This window comes from Rhizorhabdus sp. GW822-FHT03C02 (assembly GCF_058801765.1).
Genome location: NZ_JBXANN010000008.1, coordinates 113,798 through 130,403, shown reverse-complemented (window position 1 = coordinate 130,403; position 16,606 = coordinate 113,798). Strand labels below are relative to the sequence as shown.

The 16,606-nt window shown below is 68.2% G+C and carries 11 protein-coding genes; 5 read left to right on the top strand and 6 right to left on the bottom strand.

Annotated features, from left to right (window positions below; genetic code table 11):
- Positions 1-30: 30 nt before the first annotated feature.
- Positions 31-807 carry an HAD-IIA family hydrolase gene (locus AC1RM6_RS19645; protein ID WP_493104314.1) on the bottom strand — a complete coding sequence of 259 codons (777 nt, stop codon included), beginning with the start codon at positions 805-807 and terminating at the stop codon, positions 31-33.
- Between the two features lie 213 nt (positions 808-1,020).
- On the opposite strand from AC1RM6_RS19645, the gene AC1RM6_RS19640 reads away from it, so the two are divergent.
- Entirely contained in the window at positions 1,021-1,374 is a 354-nt protein-coding gene (locus tag AC1RM6_RS19640; RefSeq protein ID WP_493104311.1) for a hypothetical protein, read from the top strand.
- Positions 1,375-1,435: 61 nt separating this feature from the next.
- Here AC1RM6_RS19640 and AC1RM6_RS19635 read toward each other — a convergent pair whose 3' ends face one another.
- Positions 1,436-2,473, bottom strand: coding sequence for a substrate-binding domain-containing protein (locus AC1RM6_RS19635; RefSeq protein ID WP_493104309.1), 1,038 nt, complete (start codon positions 2,471-2,473; stop codon positions 1,436-1,438).
- Positions 2,474-2,689: 216 nt separating this feature from the next.
- Here AC1RM6_RS19635 and AC1RM6_RS19630 point away from each other — a divergent pair, with 216 nt between their 5' ends.
- Positions 2,690-3,703 (top strand): 2-hydroxyacid dehydrogenase, encoded by a 1,014-nt coding sequence (locus AC1RM6_RS19630; RefSeq protein WP_493104307.1) that lies wholly within the window; start codon positions 2,690-2,692, stop codon positions 3,701-3,703.
- A 151-nt stretch (positions 3,704-3,854) separates the two neighbouring features.
- Here the strand turns inward: AC1RM6_RS19630 and AC1RM6_RS19625 are convergent, their stop codons facing one another.
- Positions 3,855-4,904: an NAD(P)-dependent alcohol dehydrogenase gene (locus AC1RM6_RS19625; RefSeq protein ID WP_493104305.1), complete on the bottom strand. Its 1,050-nt coding sequence runs from the start codon at positions 4,902-4,904 to the stop codon at positions 3,855-3,857.
- A 310-nt stretch (positions 4,905-5,214) separates the two neighbouring features.
- Positions 5,215-6,123, bottom strand: a complete 909-nt coding sequence (locus AC1RM6_RS19620) for a LysR family transcriptional regulator (RefSeq protein ID WP_493104303.1) — start codon at positions 6,121-6,123, stop codon at positions 5,215-5,217.
- A gap of 139 nt (positions 6,124-6,262) precedes the next feature.
- On the opposite strand from AC1RM6_RS19620, the gene AC1RM6_RS19615 reads away from it, so the two are divergent.
- The 3 genes from AC1RM6_RS19615 (at position 6,263) to AC1RM6_RS19605 (ending at position 11,000) form a co-directional block, all read left to right on the top strand.
- Positions 6,263-7,030 carry an SDR family NAD(P)-dependent oxidoreductase gene (locus tag AC1RM6_RS19615; RefSeq protein ID WP_493104301.1) on the top strand — a complete coding sequence of 256 codons (768 nt, stop codon included), beginning with the start codon at positions 6,263-6,265 and terminating at the stop codon, positions 7,028-7,030.
- A gap of 88 nt (positions 7,031-7,118) precedes the next feature.
- Positions 7,119-9,593, top strand: a complete 2,475-nt coding sequence (locus AC1RM6_RS19610; protein WP_493104299.1) for a PAS domain-containing protein — start codon at positions 7,119-7,121, stop codon at positions 9,591-9,593.
- A 75-nt stretch (positions 9,594-9,668) separates the two neighbouring features.
- Positions 9,669-11,000, top strand: a complete 1,332-nt coding sequence (locus AC1RM6_RS19605) for an SAM-dependent methyltransferase (RefSeq protein WP_493104298.1) — start codon at positions 9,669-9,671, stop codon at positions 10,998-11,000.
- Here the strand turns inward: AC1RM6_RS19605 and AC1RM6_RS19600 are convergent.
- Both AC1RM6_RS19600 and AC1RM6_RS19595 read right to left on the bottom strand, forming a co-directional pair.
- A complete protein-coding gene (locus tag AC1RM6_RS19600) occupies positions 10,990-11,499 on the bottom strand; it encodes a Rap1a/Tai family immunity protein (RefSeq protein ID WP_493104296.1) in 510 nt (169 codons plus the stop codon). The two genes, AC1RM6_RS19605 and AC1RM6_RS19600, sit on opposite strands and share 11 nt — an antisense overlap.
- Before the next feature lie 100 nt (positions 11,500-11,599).
- On the bottom strand, positions 11,600-16,513 hold the full coding sequence (locus tag AC1RM6_RS19595; protein WP_493104294.1) for a hypothetical protein: 4,914 nt from the start codon (positions 16,511-16,513) through the stop codon (positions 11,600-11,602).
- Between the last annotated feature and the right edge of the window lie 93 nt (positions 16,514-16,606).

The window sequence follows — 16,606 nt, the reverse complement described above, 5'->3', positions numbered from 1 at the left end:
TTCGCGCTATCTCGTACGGGCTTTTTAGGGTCAGCGCACGAGATCGCCGAGGTCGAGGCCGCTGGCGCCGCCGATCAGGATCGACGCCATCCCGAACGCCTCGGCGCCGGCGCGGTCGGTGTCGGGGTTGTCGCCGATCATCACCGCCTGGTCGGGCCGCACGCCGAGCGTCGCGCAGGCCTTTTCGAACAGCAGCGGGCCGGGCTTGCCGAGGATCAGCGGGTCGACCCGGGGCAGGCAGGCGGTGATCGCCGCGAGCAGCGCCCCGGTCTCGGGAACCGGCCGGCCGGCGCGTCCGGGGTGGGTGCGATCGCCATTGGCGACGACGAGCTGCGCGCCGCCGGCCAGCGCGGCGATCGCGCGATCGAGCTTGGCATAGCTGAAGCGGGTGTCGCGCAGCAGCAGCAGCGTCCGGGCGGCCTCGTCGACCAGATCGAGCCCCTGCGTCCGGGCGAAGGCGAGCATCGGATTCGACGCGAACATCATCACCCGCGGCGCGCGCCGTCCGGCGGCCCAGCGGATGGTCTCGGTGCCCGCGAGCAATATCCGCTCGCGGGCGATCGCCAGCCCGGCATCGGCGAGCAGCGCGGCGATGGCGTCGGGCATATGGGTCGAATTGTTCGACAGGATCGCCACCCGGTCGCCGAAGGCGGCGATGAACCGCCGGGCCCCGGGCAGGATCCGGTTGCCGATCGCGACGCAGCCGTCCCAGTCGAGCAATATCCCGCGGGCATCGGCCAGCAGCTGCGGGTCGACCGTCGGGGCAGGCCTCGATCGGGGCTGCAAACCTGCCCGAATCACCGTCATTCAATTCTCAACCATCATGCCGTCGTTATATATTTCTCATTATTATGACATATCAAAGTGAGCTTTACATAGTTTTTGAAGATGGGTCGGTGGTGGCCATGCTATCGGTCCGGCCCTTGCGAATGCAGTGCAGCAGACGCCGAAAATAATTTCGAAAATCGGCCTTCGATGTCATAATCTCGTAATAATAGACAAAACGAATCGGAGATTGCGATGCGTGGATATCTGCTTTCGGGGCTGCTCATGGCGGTGGCGGCGCCTGCTCTGGCCGGCCCTTCGCCGTCGCCGACGCTGGCCGATCCCTATGGCGCGGGATCGATCGTGCGCGGTCATTATTCGGGGGTCGAGCAGCGGCTGCAGGCCGCCTATGCGCGCGGCGACCGCGATGTCGAGCTGCTGCTCAATCTCGCGGCGATCCGGCTGAAGGAGCGCGACATGGCGAGTGCGCGGGCGCTCTACGATCAGGTGCTGGCGCAGCCCAATATCGACATGGCGACGCTGACCGGGAATGCGTGGTCGCACGATATCGCGCGCCGGGCGACGGCGACGGCGTTCGCCGCCAACTGAGATCGGCTTGGGAGGGGAGGGCGCGCACCCGGCAACGGGTGCGCGCCCATTCCGGTTCGTGTTACTTCAGTTCGGCGAAGTTGAGCGGGGTCAGCGTCTTGGCGATCCGGGCTGCCTTGGCGCGGACCGGGTCGGGCGAGGCGATCAGGCCGCGCTGGGCGAGATAGCCGGTCTTGTTCCAGGCCGCTTCCTTGGTGAATTCGGCCAGATAGGGCGCGATCGCCGGGATCGCGCGGACATGGGCGAGCTTCACATAGAGGTAGAGCGGACGCGCGCCCGGATATTTGAAGCTGGCGATGCTGCTATAGGTCGGGACGACGCCGTTGATCGCGATGCCCTTGATCTGCGCGACATTGGCCTCGAGATAGCTGTAGCCGAACAGGCCGACGGTGCCGGGGTTCGCTTCGAGCTTCGAGACGATCAGATTGTCGTTCTCGCCGGCTTCGATATAGCCGCCATCCTCGCGCACCGCGGTGCAGATCGCCTTGAACTTGCCCTCGTCGCTCTTCTTGAGCGCGGCCATCGCCGGATCCTTTTCGCAGGCGCCGGTCATGATCAGCTCGCCGAAAGCGTCGCGGGTGCCCGAGGTCGGCGGCGGGCCGTAGACCTGGATCTTGAGCGCGGGCAGCTTCGGATTGACGTCCTTCCAGGTCTTGGCGGTGTTGGGCTTGCCATAAGGGGTCTTGGCGAGCGCCTTGTAGATGTCGACGTCGCTCATGCCCGACAGCGGCGAGGCCTTGGCGGTGGCGACGACGATGCCGTCGAGACCGACCTGGATCTCGGCGACCTTCGACACGCCATTGGCGGCGCAGCCCTTGGCCTCCGACGCCTTCATCCGGCGCGAGGCGTTCTCGATGTCGGGGAACTGCTCGCCGACGCCGGCGCAGAACAGCTTCATGCCGCCGCCGGTGCCGGTCGATTCGACGATCGGCGCACCATATTTCGGGTTGGCGCGCGCGAAGCGCTCGGCAACCGCGGTCGCGAACGGATAGACGGTCGACGATCCGACCGCGCGGATCTGGGTGCGCGCCATCGCCTGCACCGGCAGCATCGCCGCGCCGAGCGCCGCGCCGGCGAGGATGAGATTACGAAGATTCATGGATGATGTCCTCTGGCTGAAGCTCATGCTCCTGTCCGCGCTGCTATCGGTCGCGCGCGCCAGATCGATGACGTTCATATGACAGATCGATGACGGCTTGTTTGCTGCGGGGCGATCGCCGGTGCGCCGGGCGAGGGCGGCATCAAAAAGCTTTCGCGGCGGGCATGGTCATGCCACCTGATGTGGTTGATAGAGAAGCCGAAAGCGGGAACTGACATGCGGATCGCCGTCTTCGCCACCAAAGCCTATGACCGTCGCTTCCTCGACGCCGCCAATGCCGGTTTCGGCCATGAGCTGACCTATTTCGAGCCGCGGCTGGCGGCGGACACCGCGCTGCTGGCGGCGGGGCACGATGCGGTCTGCATCTTCGTCAACGATCGGGTCGACGCCGCGGTGATCGATATCCTCGCCGATGCCGGGGTGCGCGCCGTTGCGTTGCGCTGCGCGGGCTACAACAATGTCGACCTGCGCGCGGCCGAGGCGCGCGGCATCGCGGTGATGCGGGTGCCGGCCTATTCGCCCGAGGCGGTCGCCGAGTTCACGATCGGGCTGCTGCTCGCGCTCGACCGCAAGATCCCGCGCGCCTGGGCACGGGTGCGCGAGAATAATTTCGCGCTCGACGGGCTGATCGGCCGCAATCTGGGCGGCCGGGTGGCGGGCGTGGTCGGCACCGGCCGGATCGGCGCGCTGGTCGCGCGGACGCTGCGGCTGGGCTTCGGCTGCACGGTGCTGGCCTGCGATCCGATCGAGGATCCGGCGCTGATCGCGATCGGGGTGCGCTATGTGGCGCGCGCCGAACTGCTGGCGCAGGCCGATATCGTCAGCCTCCATTGCCCGCTGACCCCGGATTCGCATCATCTGATCGACGCGGCGATGATCGCCGCGGCACGGCCGGGGGTGCAGATCGTCAACACCAGCCGCGGCGCGCTGATCGACACCGCGGCGCTGATCGAGGGGCTGAAGACGCGGCGGATCGGCGGGGTCGCGCTCGACGTCTACGAGCAGGAGGCCGACCTGTTCTTCGAGGATCTGTCGAGCGAGATCATCGGCGACGACATCTTCCAGCGGCTGCTGACCTTCCCCAATGTGCTGATCACCGGGCACCAGGCCTTCCTGACCGAGGAGGCGCTGACCGCGATCGCGCAGACGACGCTGGCGAGCCTGGCCGATGCGGAGGCCGGGCGGCCGCTCGTGAATCGGGTGACCGTCGAGGCGGTCACGCCGCGCTGAGGTCTGTCGAGATCGTCTCATGCCGGGCTGCAAATGGCGCCGCTCTGCGCTTCCGGTGCTCACGTACATGAAGTACGCTGCGCTCCGGGTCTTGAGCGACACCATTTTCGCCGCGGCCTGAGCCCGATCTCTACAGACCTTGGAAGCGGTCTCAGGCGGCGAGCGAGGCGTTGTCGATGACGAAGCGATATTTGACGTCGCTGCGCTGCATCCGGCCATAAGCGTCGTTGATCTCGTCGATCGCGATCATCTCGATGTCCGAGACGATGCCCTTTTCGGCGCAGAAATCGAGCATCTCCTGGGTTTCGGCGATGCCGCCGATCAGCGATCCGGCGATCGCCTTGCGGCCGAAGATCAGCCCGCCGACATTGGGCGAGGGGTGGGGCTGGTCGGGCACGCCGAGCATGCACAGCGTCCCGTCGCGCTTGAGCAGGGCGGTCAGCGCGTCGAGATCGTGGCTGGCGGCGACGCTGTCGAGGATGAAGTCGAAGCTGCGCGTGTGCGCCTTCATCTGGTCGGCGTCGCGCGAGACCACCACCTCGTCGGCGCCGAGATCGAGCGCGTCCTGGCGCTTGCTCTCCGACGTCGTGAAGGCGACGGCATGCGCGCCCAGCGCATGGGCGATCTTGATGCCCATATGGCCGAGGCCGCCAATGCCGACGATACCGACCTTGGTGCCCGGGCCGACCTTCCAGTGGCGCAGCGGCGAATAGGTGGTGATGCCCGCACACAGCAGCGGCGCGACCGCGGCGAGCTGTTCGACGGGGTGGCTGATCCGGAGGACGAACTTGTCGTCGACGACGATGCTCTGCGAATAGCCGCCCAGCGTGTGGCCGGGGGCCTCGTGCGACGGGCCGTTATAGGTGCCGACGAAGCCCTTCTCGCAATATTGCTCGAGCCCCTCGTCGCACGAGGCGCAATGCTGGCAGCTGCCGACCATGCAGCCGACGCCGACGGTGTCGCCGACCTTGAACTTCGTCACCGCGCCGCCGACCGCGCGGACATGGCCGACGATCTCATGGCCGGGGACGCACGGATAGAGCGTGCCGGCCCATTCGCTGCGCGCCTGGTGGAGGTCCGAATGGCAGACCCCGCAAAAGGCGATGTCGATCTGGACGTCGTGCGGGCCGGGTTCGCGGCGGACGATGTCCATCGGCGCGAGCGGGGTGTGGGCGTCGGTGGCGCCATAGGCTTTGACCATGTGCGGGCTCCTCGAAGGGGGAAGACGATGCGCCGGGAGTGGCGGACGCCGCGGGAGATAGCGCTTATTGCGGTGCGGCATTAGCCCGGCGGCGTTGCACGGAGCGATGCATGAAATTCATCGTCGGGTGGAGGGGATGGACGTCGGCGCCTGCCCTTCTCCCGCCATTCCGGCGCCCGGATCGAGGCTTTGCCCCGTCCGAGGACAGGCATCGCCCGGAATCTCGTGCGGATAAGGCGCGGCCTTGCCTCCTGAGATCCCGGCCTCCGCCGGGATGACGATTGTTGCGCGCGAGCGCGATGCGCGTTGCTCAAAGGCCCAGCGGGCGCAGTTCGCGGAGCAGGTCGATGAGCAGCCGCAGGCCGGTCGGCACCTGCCGCCGGCTCGAATAATAGACATGATAAGCGGGGCCCGGCGAGGTCCAGTCGTCGAGCACGGTGCGCAGCGTGCCCGCCGCGAGCTCGGCGGCAATGCTCGGTTCGGCGGCGTACATCAGCCCCGCGCCGGCCAGCGCGAGGATGCGGGTGACCTTGTTTTCGCCGAGCGTGATCGGGCCGGGCACCGCCAGCGCGATCGTCTCGCCATCCTTGTCGAATTCCCAGCGATAGATGCTGTCGTCGCCGAGCCGGATCCGCAGGCAGCGATGGTCGAGCAGGTCGTTGGGGTGGCGCGGGGTGCCGAAGCGGTCGAGATAGGCGGGGGCGGCGGCGACCACCCAGCGTATGTCGGCCGACACACGCTGCGCGACCATGTCCTCGGGCACCGTCCCGCCGAAGCGGATGCCGGCGTCGAAGCCCTGGTCGATCACGTCGACCAGCCGGTTGCTGACCTCTAGTTCGATCTCGATATCGGGGTAGCGGTCGATGAAGACCGGCAGCACCGGCGCGAGCAGCAGGGTCGCGGCATCCTCGGAGATGTTGAGCCGGATCCGCCCGGCGGGCGCGTCGCGAAAGCCATTGAGGACGTCGACCGCGCGGCCGATCGCGTCGAACGGTTCGGTGATCGCCGCGCGCAGCCCCTCGCCGGCGGCGGTCAGGGTGACGCTGCGGTTGGTGCGGTTGAGCAGCCGGACGCCGAGCCGTTCCTCGAGACTCTTGAGGGCATGGCTGAGCGCCGAGGCGCTGACCCCGAGTTCGATCCCGGCGCGGCGGAAGCTGCGGTGGCGGGCGATCGCCAGGAAATAGCTGAAGTCCGCGAGATCGGAGCGGCTGAAGGACATGCGCCCTTGTGCGCCGGTTGGCCGGGGGCGGCAAGCAGGGGCGGGCATTCGATCGCTTGAGCAGGACGCGGCGAACGGGCATGGAATTGTGAGCCACTATATATCGCTTCAAGAGGACGCGATGGGCGGGGAGAGCACGATGGGCGACAGGCTGCAGGGCAAGGTGATCGTGGTGGCGGGGGCAGGCGGGATCGGCGACGAACTGGCGCGCCATTATGCCGGCGAGGGGGCGTCGGTGGTGCTCGGCGATCTCGACGGGGCGGCGGCGCGGGCGGTGGCCGCCGATATCGCCGCCGCCGGGGGCATCGCGACCGGGGTCGATCTCGACGGCGCCGACGACGGATCGATCAGGGCGGCGGTCGATCTGGCGGTCGCGACCTATGGCGGGCTCGACGGCTTCCACGCCAATTTCGCGCATTTCGCCGACGGCGCGACCGGGGCCGACGTGCTCGGGCTGCCGATCGACGTCTATGACGACGTCATGCGGGTCAATGCGCGCGGCTTCGTGCTGTGCACCCGCCATGCGGTACCGGCGATGATCGCGCGGGGCGGTGGATCGATCGTCTATACGAGTTCGGGGGCGGCCCATATGGGCGAGCCGCTGCGGGTCGCCTATGCGATGAGCAAGGCGGCGGGGCATGCGCTGATGCGCCATGTCGCCAATCGCTTCGGCGGCGACGGCATCCGCGCCAATGTGATCGCGCCCGGGGTGATCGCCCACAAGCGCTTCGAGGCGGTGGTCAGCCCCGATTTCGCCAAGGCCGCCGCGGCGCGCACCGCGATCAAGGGCCGGTTGGGCAAGCCGATCGACATCGCCGCGATGGGCGCGCTGCTGATGTCCGACGACGGCAGCTACATCACCGGACAGGTCATCAGCGTCGACGGCGGCGGCTCGATGCGGAGCTGATCGGCGAAAATACCGATCGTCACGACATGACGGCACCGTTGCGGCCGTTCGGCGTTGGGCATGTCGATCGGGATTTCGACAGGGGCGCATGAGCATCATTCCGCAGGACAGCCTCGAGGCGATCTTTCCCGGCGACAGCGAGATGAGCCGGGCGATGCGCGTGCATGACTGGGCCGCCACCCCGCTCGGCGCGCCGCAGGGCTGGCCCGAGGGGCTCAAGGTGCCGCTGGGGATGATGCTGACCTCGCGCTTCGAGATGTGGCTCGGCTGGGGCGACGATCTCTGCTTCTTCTACAACGACGCCTATGCGCCGACGATGGGGATCAAGCATCCGATGGTCGGCAGGCCGTTCCGCGAGGTGTGGGCCGAGGTCTATGACGATGTCGCCGAGCAGGTCGCGTCGGTGCGCGCGGGCACCCCGACCTGGAACAAGGCGCTGCTGCTGCTGCTCGAACGCAGCGGTTTCCCCGAGGAAACCTATCATACATTCTCGTACAGCCCGTTGCGCGGCATCGGCGGCGCGGTCGACGGGCTGATGTGCGTGGTCACCGAAGAGACCGAGCGGGTGATCAGCGAGCGGCGGCTGGCGATGCTCGGCGCGCTCGGCGACGTGCTGGTCGGGGCGGACGATCGCGACGCGGTGCGCGGCGCGATCTGCGCGGTGTTCGGCGACAATCGCCGCGATTTCCCGTTCAGCCTGCTCTATCTGCAGGATAGCGAGCGATGCTGGAACGGCTGGGCGGCCAGCGACGATGCCGCCGCTCTGGTCGGCCATCGCTGGCCGTTCGATCGGTTCGAAGAAGATCCCGCCGCCTTCCGCACGGCGATCGATCCCGGCCTGTCGCCGCCGGGCGGCAGCTGGGACCGGCCGCCGGCCGAGGTGCTGCTGGTGCCGATCGTGCGCACCGCCGGCGACCGGCCGTTCGGGGCGCTCGTGCTCGGGCTCAACCCCTATCGGCCGCACGACCGCGAGATCGAGGGCTTCGCACAACTGCTCGCGGCGCAGATCGGCGGCGCGCTGGCCAATGTCGCCACGCTCGACAGCGCCCGCCGCCGCGCCGAACGGCTGTGGACCCATTCGCGCGACCTGATGGTGGTGGTCGGCCCCGACGGCATCTTCCGGTCGATCAGCCCGTCGTGGACGCGGATATTGGGGCACCCGGTCGAGGAGGTCGTCGGCCGGAGTTTCGAGGCCTTTCTCCATCCCGAGGACCGCGCGGGCACCGAAGCGGCGCTGGGCGAGGCGTCGGACGGGCATGATCTCACCCGGTTCGAAAATCGCTATCTCACCAGCACCGGCGAGACACGCTGGCTGTCGTGGCACAGCAGCTTCGAGGATGGGCTGGTCTATGGCTATGGCCGCGACATCACCGACGAGAAGAGCGGCGCCCAGGCGCTGGCCGTGGCCGAGGACGCGCTGCGCCAGGCGCAGAAGATGGAGGCGGTCGGCCAGCTCACCGGCGGCATCGCCCATGATTTCAACAATCTGCTGACCGGTATCCTCGGTTCGCTCGAGATGATGCAGCGCAAGGCCGCGCAGGGGCGCGCCGCCGATGTCGAGCGCTATGCCGCGGCGGCGGCGGCGTCGGCCAACCGCGCGGCGGCGTTGACCCAGCGGCTGCTCGCCTTTTCGCGCCGCCAGTCGCTCAACCCCAAGCCGGTCGATGCCAACGCGCTGGTGCGCGGGATGGAGGAGCTGATCCGCCGGTCGATCGGCGAGACCGTGCGACTGGAGATCGTCGCGTCGGGCGGGCTGTGGCGGACGCGCTGCGATCCGCACCAGCTCGAAAATGCGATCCTCAACCTCGCGATCAACGCGCGCGACGCGATGCCCGACGGCGGACGGCTGACGATCGAGACCGGCAACGCCTCGATCGATGCCGGTTTCGCTTCGCGCAACCGCTTCGCCAGCCCCGGCCAATATGTCACCGTGTCGGTGACCGACACCGGCACCGGGATGAGTGCCGACGTGATCGCCAAGGCGTTCGATCCGTTCTTCACCACCAAGCCGATCGGCCAGGGCACCGGGCTGGGCCTGTCGATGATCTACGGTTTCGCGCGCCAGTCCGAAGGCTTCGTCACCATCTATTCGGAGGTCGGCAGTGGCAGCACCCTGCGTATCTATCTGCCGCGCCATTATGGCGATGCCGGCGAGGATGCCCCCATTGCGGCAACGGCCGAGGGCGGCCGCGCGGGCGAGGGCGAAGTGGTGCTGGTGGTCGACGACGAGGCCGCGGTCCGCGCGCTGGTCGTCGATGTGCTCGAGGAGCTCGGCTATCATCCGGTCGAGGCGGTCGACGGCCCGAGCGGGCTCGAACAGCTGCGCACGCTGCCGCATGTCGACCTGCTGGTGACCGATGTCGGGCTGCCGGGGCTCAACGGCCGCCAGCTCGCCGATGCCGGCCGCGAATTGCGGCCGGGGCTCAAGATATTGTTCCTGACCGGCTATGCCCACAATGCCGCGGTCGGCAACGGCCTGCTCGAACCGGGCATGGACATCGTCACCAAGCCGTTCGCGATCGACCAGCTCGCCGACCGGATCCGCGCGATCATCGAGGGGTAAGTCTCAGACTCCGGCTGGCTTTCTGCGTCGCCTGCAGGTAGCGACAACCCGGAAATTTCCTGTCTGGAGCAGCTTGTGGCCGGCGAGCCGATCGATGCCTTCGCCCTTTTTCCGCGCATGGCGAGCCGGATCGCCGGGCTGGGGCAGGCAGACGGCGAACCGGTCGCCGACATCGCCTTCCATTCGCATTATCTGCATTTCCGCCCCGGGCGCGTGCGGATATCGGTCGCCTTCGACGATCTGCGCGCCGCGCGGGGCACCATCCTGATCATGGTCAATGCGATGCCGGCCTATGATGGCGGCGCGACCAGGCCGGCTTTTGCCCGGCGGTTCGACCTGGCGGCGCTGGCGGCGCGGGGCGAGCCGATCCGGCTGTCGTTCGATGCGAGCGAGCGCTATCGCTATGCCGTCGTCGGCACGCTCAAGGACGAGGACGCGGTTTCGGCATTGGCGGTGCGGGTCGAGGGAAGCGGGCTAGCCGGGATGAACGATCCCGGCCGGCTGCGCGACGACGATCTTGTGGCGTTGCTGCTGGCGCCGCGGGCGACGGGGCCGATCGCCCGGCTGTTCGGGCGCGCCGCGCCCGACGACGGGCTGGTCATGTCCGGGCGGGCGACGCTGGCCGATCCGGTCTCGCAATTCTGCACCTCGGACCAGATCGACGAACCGGTCTATGGCGACTGGCTGGCGATATTGCACCAGCAGCGCGGCTATCACCGCAAGCAGTGGGAGCTGATCTACATCCTGCGCTGCCTCGACCATTTCGGCATGATGCGACCGGGGATGCGCGGGCTGGGTTTCGGGGTCGGGGCGGAGCCGGTTTCGGCGGTGCTGGCGGCGCGCGGCTGTTCGGTGGTCGCGACCGATCTCGATGCCGCGGACGCGCGCGCGACCGGCTGGAAGGCGACCGGCCAGCATGGCGAGACGCTCGCGGCGCTCCACCATCCCGCGATCTGCCCGGCCGATGCTTTTTTCGAGCGCGTGCAGTTCCGGCCGGTCGACATGAACGCGATCCCGGCCGATCTGACCGGCTTCGATTTCTGCTGGTCGTCCTGCGCCTATGAGCATCTCGGCTCGATCGACAAGGGGCTGCGCTTCCTCGAAAGGGCGCTCGACTGTCTGCGCCCGGGCGGGGTGTCGGTGCACACCTCCGAATTCAACCTGTCGTCGGATCGCCGGACGGTGCGCAAGGGCAGCACGGTGCTGTTCCGCCGCCGCGACATGGAGCGGGTCGCGCGCCGGCTGACCGCGCAGGGGCACCGGGTGCTGCCGTTCAGATATGACATCGGCACCGGTCCGCTCGATCATCATGTCGACATGCCGCCCTTCACCGAGAACGAGCATCTGCGGTTGCAGATCGGCGGCTATGCGACGACCTCGTTCGGGCTGGTGGTGATCAGGGGGTGATCGCGCGGACCTTCGGCGCCCGCGTGGACGCGGTTCTGATCGCAGGGTGCGCGCGGCGATGGTGCTGGCGGTAGGCGGCGCGATCGGTCGCGGTGTCGAGGTTCGACGTCGCGTCGCACGGGAAATGATCCTCGAGCGCCGACAGCAGCACCAGCCCGGCATCCTCGTCGCGCCGTTCGGGATCCTCGCCGACGAAATCGAGGAAGGCCTGGCGGATCTCGTCGCCGCCGATCGCGTCGGGCGCGCAGAAGGCGATGTCGCTGTCGCTCGCGGTGACCTGCGCGGTCAGCAGCCCGTCGACCGTGCCGCGCAGATAGGCGCTGCAGGCCAGCGCCGCGGTGCGATCCGCCATCGTGCAGATATCGGCGATGTCGCCGCCGAGCCGGATATCGTCGGCCGGTTCGTCGGCCCGCGCCGGCTGCGTCCAGCCGGCGATCGCCAGCGCACAGCCGAGCAGGGCGACGAACAGCCGCATGTCGATCGCATCCGACAGGCGCATAACTTCATTCCGATGCCCGGCCATCAACCCGCTTCCCCGTCGTCGCTCGCATTATCCTTCCATTGCCCGCCGGATATTGCACGATCAAAGATCGCAATCGTCAGCGCCCGACCATCTTGGCCAGCCTGCCCCCCGCGGCACCCAAGCTCTGCTGGTCGAATTTCAGCCGCATCGTCACGAACGGACCCTGGCGCAGGGTGCGGTTGTCCTCGAAGTCGCGGTCGCGGAAGCCCTTGAGGTTGTAGCCGACGCTGATCCAGACATTCTGCGCCGGGCTGACCCCGACCGACGGGCCGATGCTGTAGGCGATCGTCCTGTCCTTCCAGCTATGCTGGATCGCGGCGCTGACCCCGACATCGATCCGCGATCCGATATTGCGGCGCAGGTCGAAGCCGACGACGTCGATCAGCCCGGCGAAGCGATCGTCGTCGAACCTGCCGCGGACATATTTGACGCCATGATAGAGCGATGCCTCCCAGCCGATATGTTGGCCGTCGCGCGCCGAGCGATAGTTGATCGCGAGATTGTTGACGATCCGCGACGACAGCGCGTCGGCGCCGTTGGCGGTGCCCACCCCCAGAAGATTGCCCGATCCGACCCCGGAATCGCCGCGCTCGCGGCGCAGTTCGAGCCGGTCGAGCAGCGCCCAGTTTCGGTCGAGCGGGCGCCAGGCGAGCGAGAGATCGGCCGAGATCAGGCTGGCGACGGCCCGGTCGCCGCTGGCTCCGCTTTTCTGGCTGATCCGGTACCAGCGCGCGCTCGATCCCAGCGTCCGGCCTTCGCCGAGCTGGCGCAGGAGGTTGCTCGACAGGCCCCAGCGGCTGCTGCTGTCGCCGTCGCGCTGCTCGGCGCGGCCGTTCCAGCTCCAGGCGTCGCCGCGATAGGTCGCCCCCAGGCTGACCGAGCGATAATCCTCGTTGGGGTTGCCGTCCTGGCCGAGCGAGCCGACCGAGGCGACCGGCTGGAGCGGGTTGACGATGTCGGCGGTCGGGATGCGGCCCTTGACCGTGTTCGCCATGTCGACCGCGGCGTCGACGCTCCAGCGCTTGCCGACCGGCAGCGACTGGGCAAGCCCGAACTGGGCATAGGCGCGCGGCCCGTTTTCGGCGATCCGATCCTGGTTCATCGTGCTGGTGAGCTTGGCGCCGGCCCAGGGCGCGAGATCGAAGCCGGCCCGGACCGAATTGGCGGCATATTTGTCGCCCTCGGCGCGCTCATACCCCGCGATCAGCCGCACCGCGTCGGTCAATTGCCAGCTCGCGCCGACGGTGCGGCGGACCGGGAAGTCGATGCTGGCATCGGCATGGCCGAGCGCGAACTGGTTCTCGGCGGTGACGATCAGCTTGTGATCGAACAACTCGCGGCTGCCGCCGATCGCGACCAGCCGCGAGCTGCGGTCGAGACCGGCGACGCTGCGGTCCTCGGCGATCTTGATCCCGGCATGGAAGCTGGTCGTGTCGCCGCGCCATTCGGCGCGCAGATCGGCGGCATCGCGCACGGCGGTGCCGGTCAGCGCCTCTTGATGCCAGGCCGATGCGGTGAGCGCGATGCCCCGGCCGAGTTTCAGCCGTCCATCGGCGCCAAATTTGCGGGTGCCCGCCTCGACCGCGTTCAACTGGTTGAGGCCATAGCCGGCATCCTGCTGGCGGACATAGGCGGTGAGGTCGGTGCGGTCGGCATGGTGCTGGACCTCGGCGACATAAGCGCGATCGCTTGTCCCCGACGTGCCGCCCGCCGCGGCCTCGACGCGCACCGACGTGGTGCGGGTGATCCTCAGCTTGGCATCGACTCCGCCGACGGTCTTCGTGCCCTGGCTTTCGTCGCGCAGCGCGGTCGCGCCGAGCTCGATCCGTCCCTTCGCCAATGTCGCGGAGGCGCGGGCGCCGGCGACCAGCCGCTTGGCGCCGTTGCCGAACTGCTCATATTCGGCGACGATGAACACCGGATTGCCGGCGCCGTCGCGGACCGGCACCGGCGCCTTGAAGACGAGCGTTCCGGCGTCGACGTCGATGTCATAGTCGATATGGCGGCTGAGCGCGCGGGTCTCGACGATCAGTTCGGAGCGGAAGCGGTCGCGGGTCTCGATGCGGATCTTGTCGCTGTTCGGGACGATCGCACGGGCGCGCAGCCGATAGGGGCCCGACAGGCCGTTGCCCTGGATCTCGTCGCGGGCATAGAGATCGTCGCTGTTCGCGGCGAACCCGCCGATCGCGACGTCGCGGCCGTGAAATTCGCCCTTCACCCCATGCAGGGTGCGGCTGAAGCGGGTGAGTTCGGTCTGGTTGAAGCCGGTCTCGTAATCGCCGAACAGCGCGTAGAACTGGCGCCGTTCGAGCCGCAGATAGAGCTTGCCGCGGGTCGCCGCGTCATAACCCTGCCGGGTGCGGTCGCCATAGACGGTATAATAGCGGTCGGGATCGATCGTGCCGAGCAGGCCGCGGTCGGGATCGGCCTTGCGGGCGCTGTCATAGGCCATCGTCAGCAGCCACGATCCCTTGATCCGGCCCTTGGCGTAGAAGGCGATCTGGCCGTCGGTGAAAGCGTCGTGCCGGCGCAGCCCGCTGGTCCGGCGGGCCTTGCCCGAGAGGATGTCATAGCCCGCGCTGCCCGCGCCGAAGCCGACCACCACCCAGTCGCGCGCCGCCGCCTGCAGCCAGGGGCGGATCTCGACGCTGCGGCTATGTCCGTCGCGGGCGAAGTCGAAGCTCATCCGCACCGCGCCGGCCTGCGCGGTCGGCTGGAGCGCGATCAGCGCGACGCCGTCGTCGCCGGCCACCCGGCCGGTCGGCCGCGCGCCGTCGAGCCCCGACAGCGGCCTGGCCTGCTGCGCGTCGGCCTCGATCGCGGCGGCATAAGGCGGGTCGATGCGGAAGACGACCGGGGTGCCGGCACGCACCGGCTTGCCGGCACGGTCGGTCAGCCGCACCGCGATCACCGGCCGGGTGATGCCGTCGGCGACGGCACGCGAGCGATCGCGCAGATATTCGACGTTCGCCGCGACATTGGCATAATGGACGGAGCGGCGCAGCGTTGCGACGGCATGGCCGCCGCTGTCCGAGACGACCGCCTCGAGCGCATTGTCGCCATCCTTGAGCGGCAGGCCGGTCCATTTGGCGATCGCGACCTGGCCGTTGCCGTCGCCCTGGTCGCGCGCCAGCGCATCGACCGGGGCGCCGTTGAGGCGGAGCGCGATCGTCTGGCCGGGAAGATGCTTGATCACCACCCGCAGCACCGGTGCGCGCGGGTTATGGTCGGCAGCCGGGAACAGCATGTCGATTCCCGGCGCCTGGCCGTCGAGCCAGTCGATGCCGCCGCCCGCGGCGGTGGCGTCGTCGATCACCGGTCCGGTTATCGCCCGTTCGGCGGCGGCCGCCTTGGCGAGGTCGCGGCGCAGCGCGAAATCGGCGCGCTGGAGGGTGCCGCCGCTGCCTTCGACGAAGCGCGAAAAGGCCTGGCCCGCCTGGCGGGTGTCGCGCGCACAGTCGATCGGCGCGAGCTCGGCGCCGAGGCTCTGGGTGTCGACCTGGACGACATGGCGACCCGCGCGCACGCCCTCGATATGGTAGAGGCCATCGCGGTCAGTAACCACATAGGTTCCATCTTCCATCAACAGGCGGACATTGGGCACGCCCTTGCGGCGGTCTTCGGCGATGCCGCAATCGCCTTCGGTCACCCGGCCGATGATGGTCAGGGCGCGGCTGTTGAGCAGAGGCTGGATCCGCACCGAGGCGCGGCCTTCGGCGCTGCGTTCGCCGGCGGCGTTCATCGCGATCGCGCGGTTGAGCGCCTCGCCGATTGGCGCGCCGGGCTGGATCGACACGCTGTAGCGGATCTCGAGCACCGACCCCGGGCGCATGACTCCGGGATGGAAGGTCAGGCTGCGGCCGTCGCCGCCGATATCGGGTTCGCCGATGCCGCGCGCCGAGCCGCGCCGATAGCGCATGCCGGCGGGCAATATGTCGCTGATGGTGACCCCGCGCGCGGTCACCTCACCATCGCGGTTCACCAGGCGGAGCCGATATTGGACGGTATCGCCCGGCGAGGCGATCCGGGTCGAAGCCTGCTTGTCGAGGGTCAGCGCGGCGTTGATCCGGTCGACGGGAATGTCGATCTGCAGTGGATCGACCTGATCGAGGGCGAAGGTCGAACCATAGGAAGATGTGGTGACGATGAATGCCCCTTGTGGACCCTGCAGACTCGCCAGCGCGTCGGTCGACACCGACGATGGTGCGATATAATCGCCAGGTGTCTCGAATTGCAGCCGATAATGGCCAGCGGCGATCTGGGGGAAGCGATATTGGCCAGAGCCGCCGGGATAGACGGTGCCGCCGGCGTCGGTGACGCTCTGGCCGCTGATGACGGTCGACGGATAGGCGCTGACGCCATCGTCGCCGAACACGCGCGCGGGCTGGCCGGTGTCGCTGTTGATCAGGGTGATGGTGACGCCATCGACCAGCCTGCCCGTCAGGGAATCGAAAACATAACCATAAGGATCGATGAGCGCCTCGTCGCTCGAGTCGTTCGTGCCTTCGGAATCGCCATCGAAATCGACATAGATCGCCGAGCGGATTCGGGTCTGCAGGGTACAGTCTTCGCTTTGCACCGCGCCGAGCGACGATGCGATCGCACCGGTGAAGACACCGCTGTTCGCCGATGTCTCGGTGAGCGTAAGATGCTCGACATCGCCAGTCTTCGACCAGGCGGTGACCTGCGCGGTCTCGATCGCATTCGGATCGAGGTTGCCGGATGGATTGGTCAGTTCGATGATAACCGGCGAGGTACCGTTATAGTCCCGCGCTTCGTTATAGGCGCTAAGCGGCGGCTCGGCGAGACCGTCGCCATCGAGGTCAATCAGTTTGCTGGGGGCGCTCTGGCACTGGGCGATCGGCAGCTTGCCGTTGAAGCCGGCGGGCAGGCGGGTGAAGCGGACCTTGGCAGGCAGGCCGGGCGCGCGCGTCAGTTCGACGCTGTTCGAGGATATTGACTGCTGGATGCCGCCTACCCCGAAGCTCATGCTGGCGGTATTGACGATAGGTGTCGCGCTCGCCCCCGCCGTCCAAACGGCAACGACGAGGGCGCATAGCAGGACGCGCAACGTCAGGAGGCG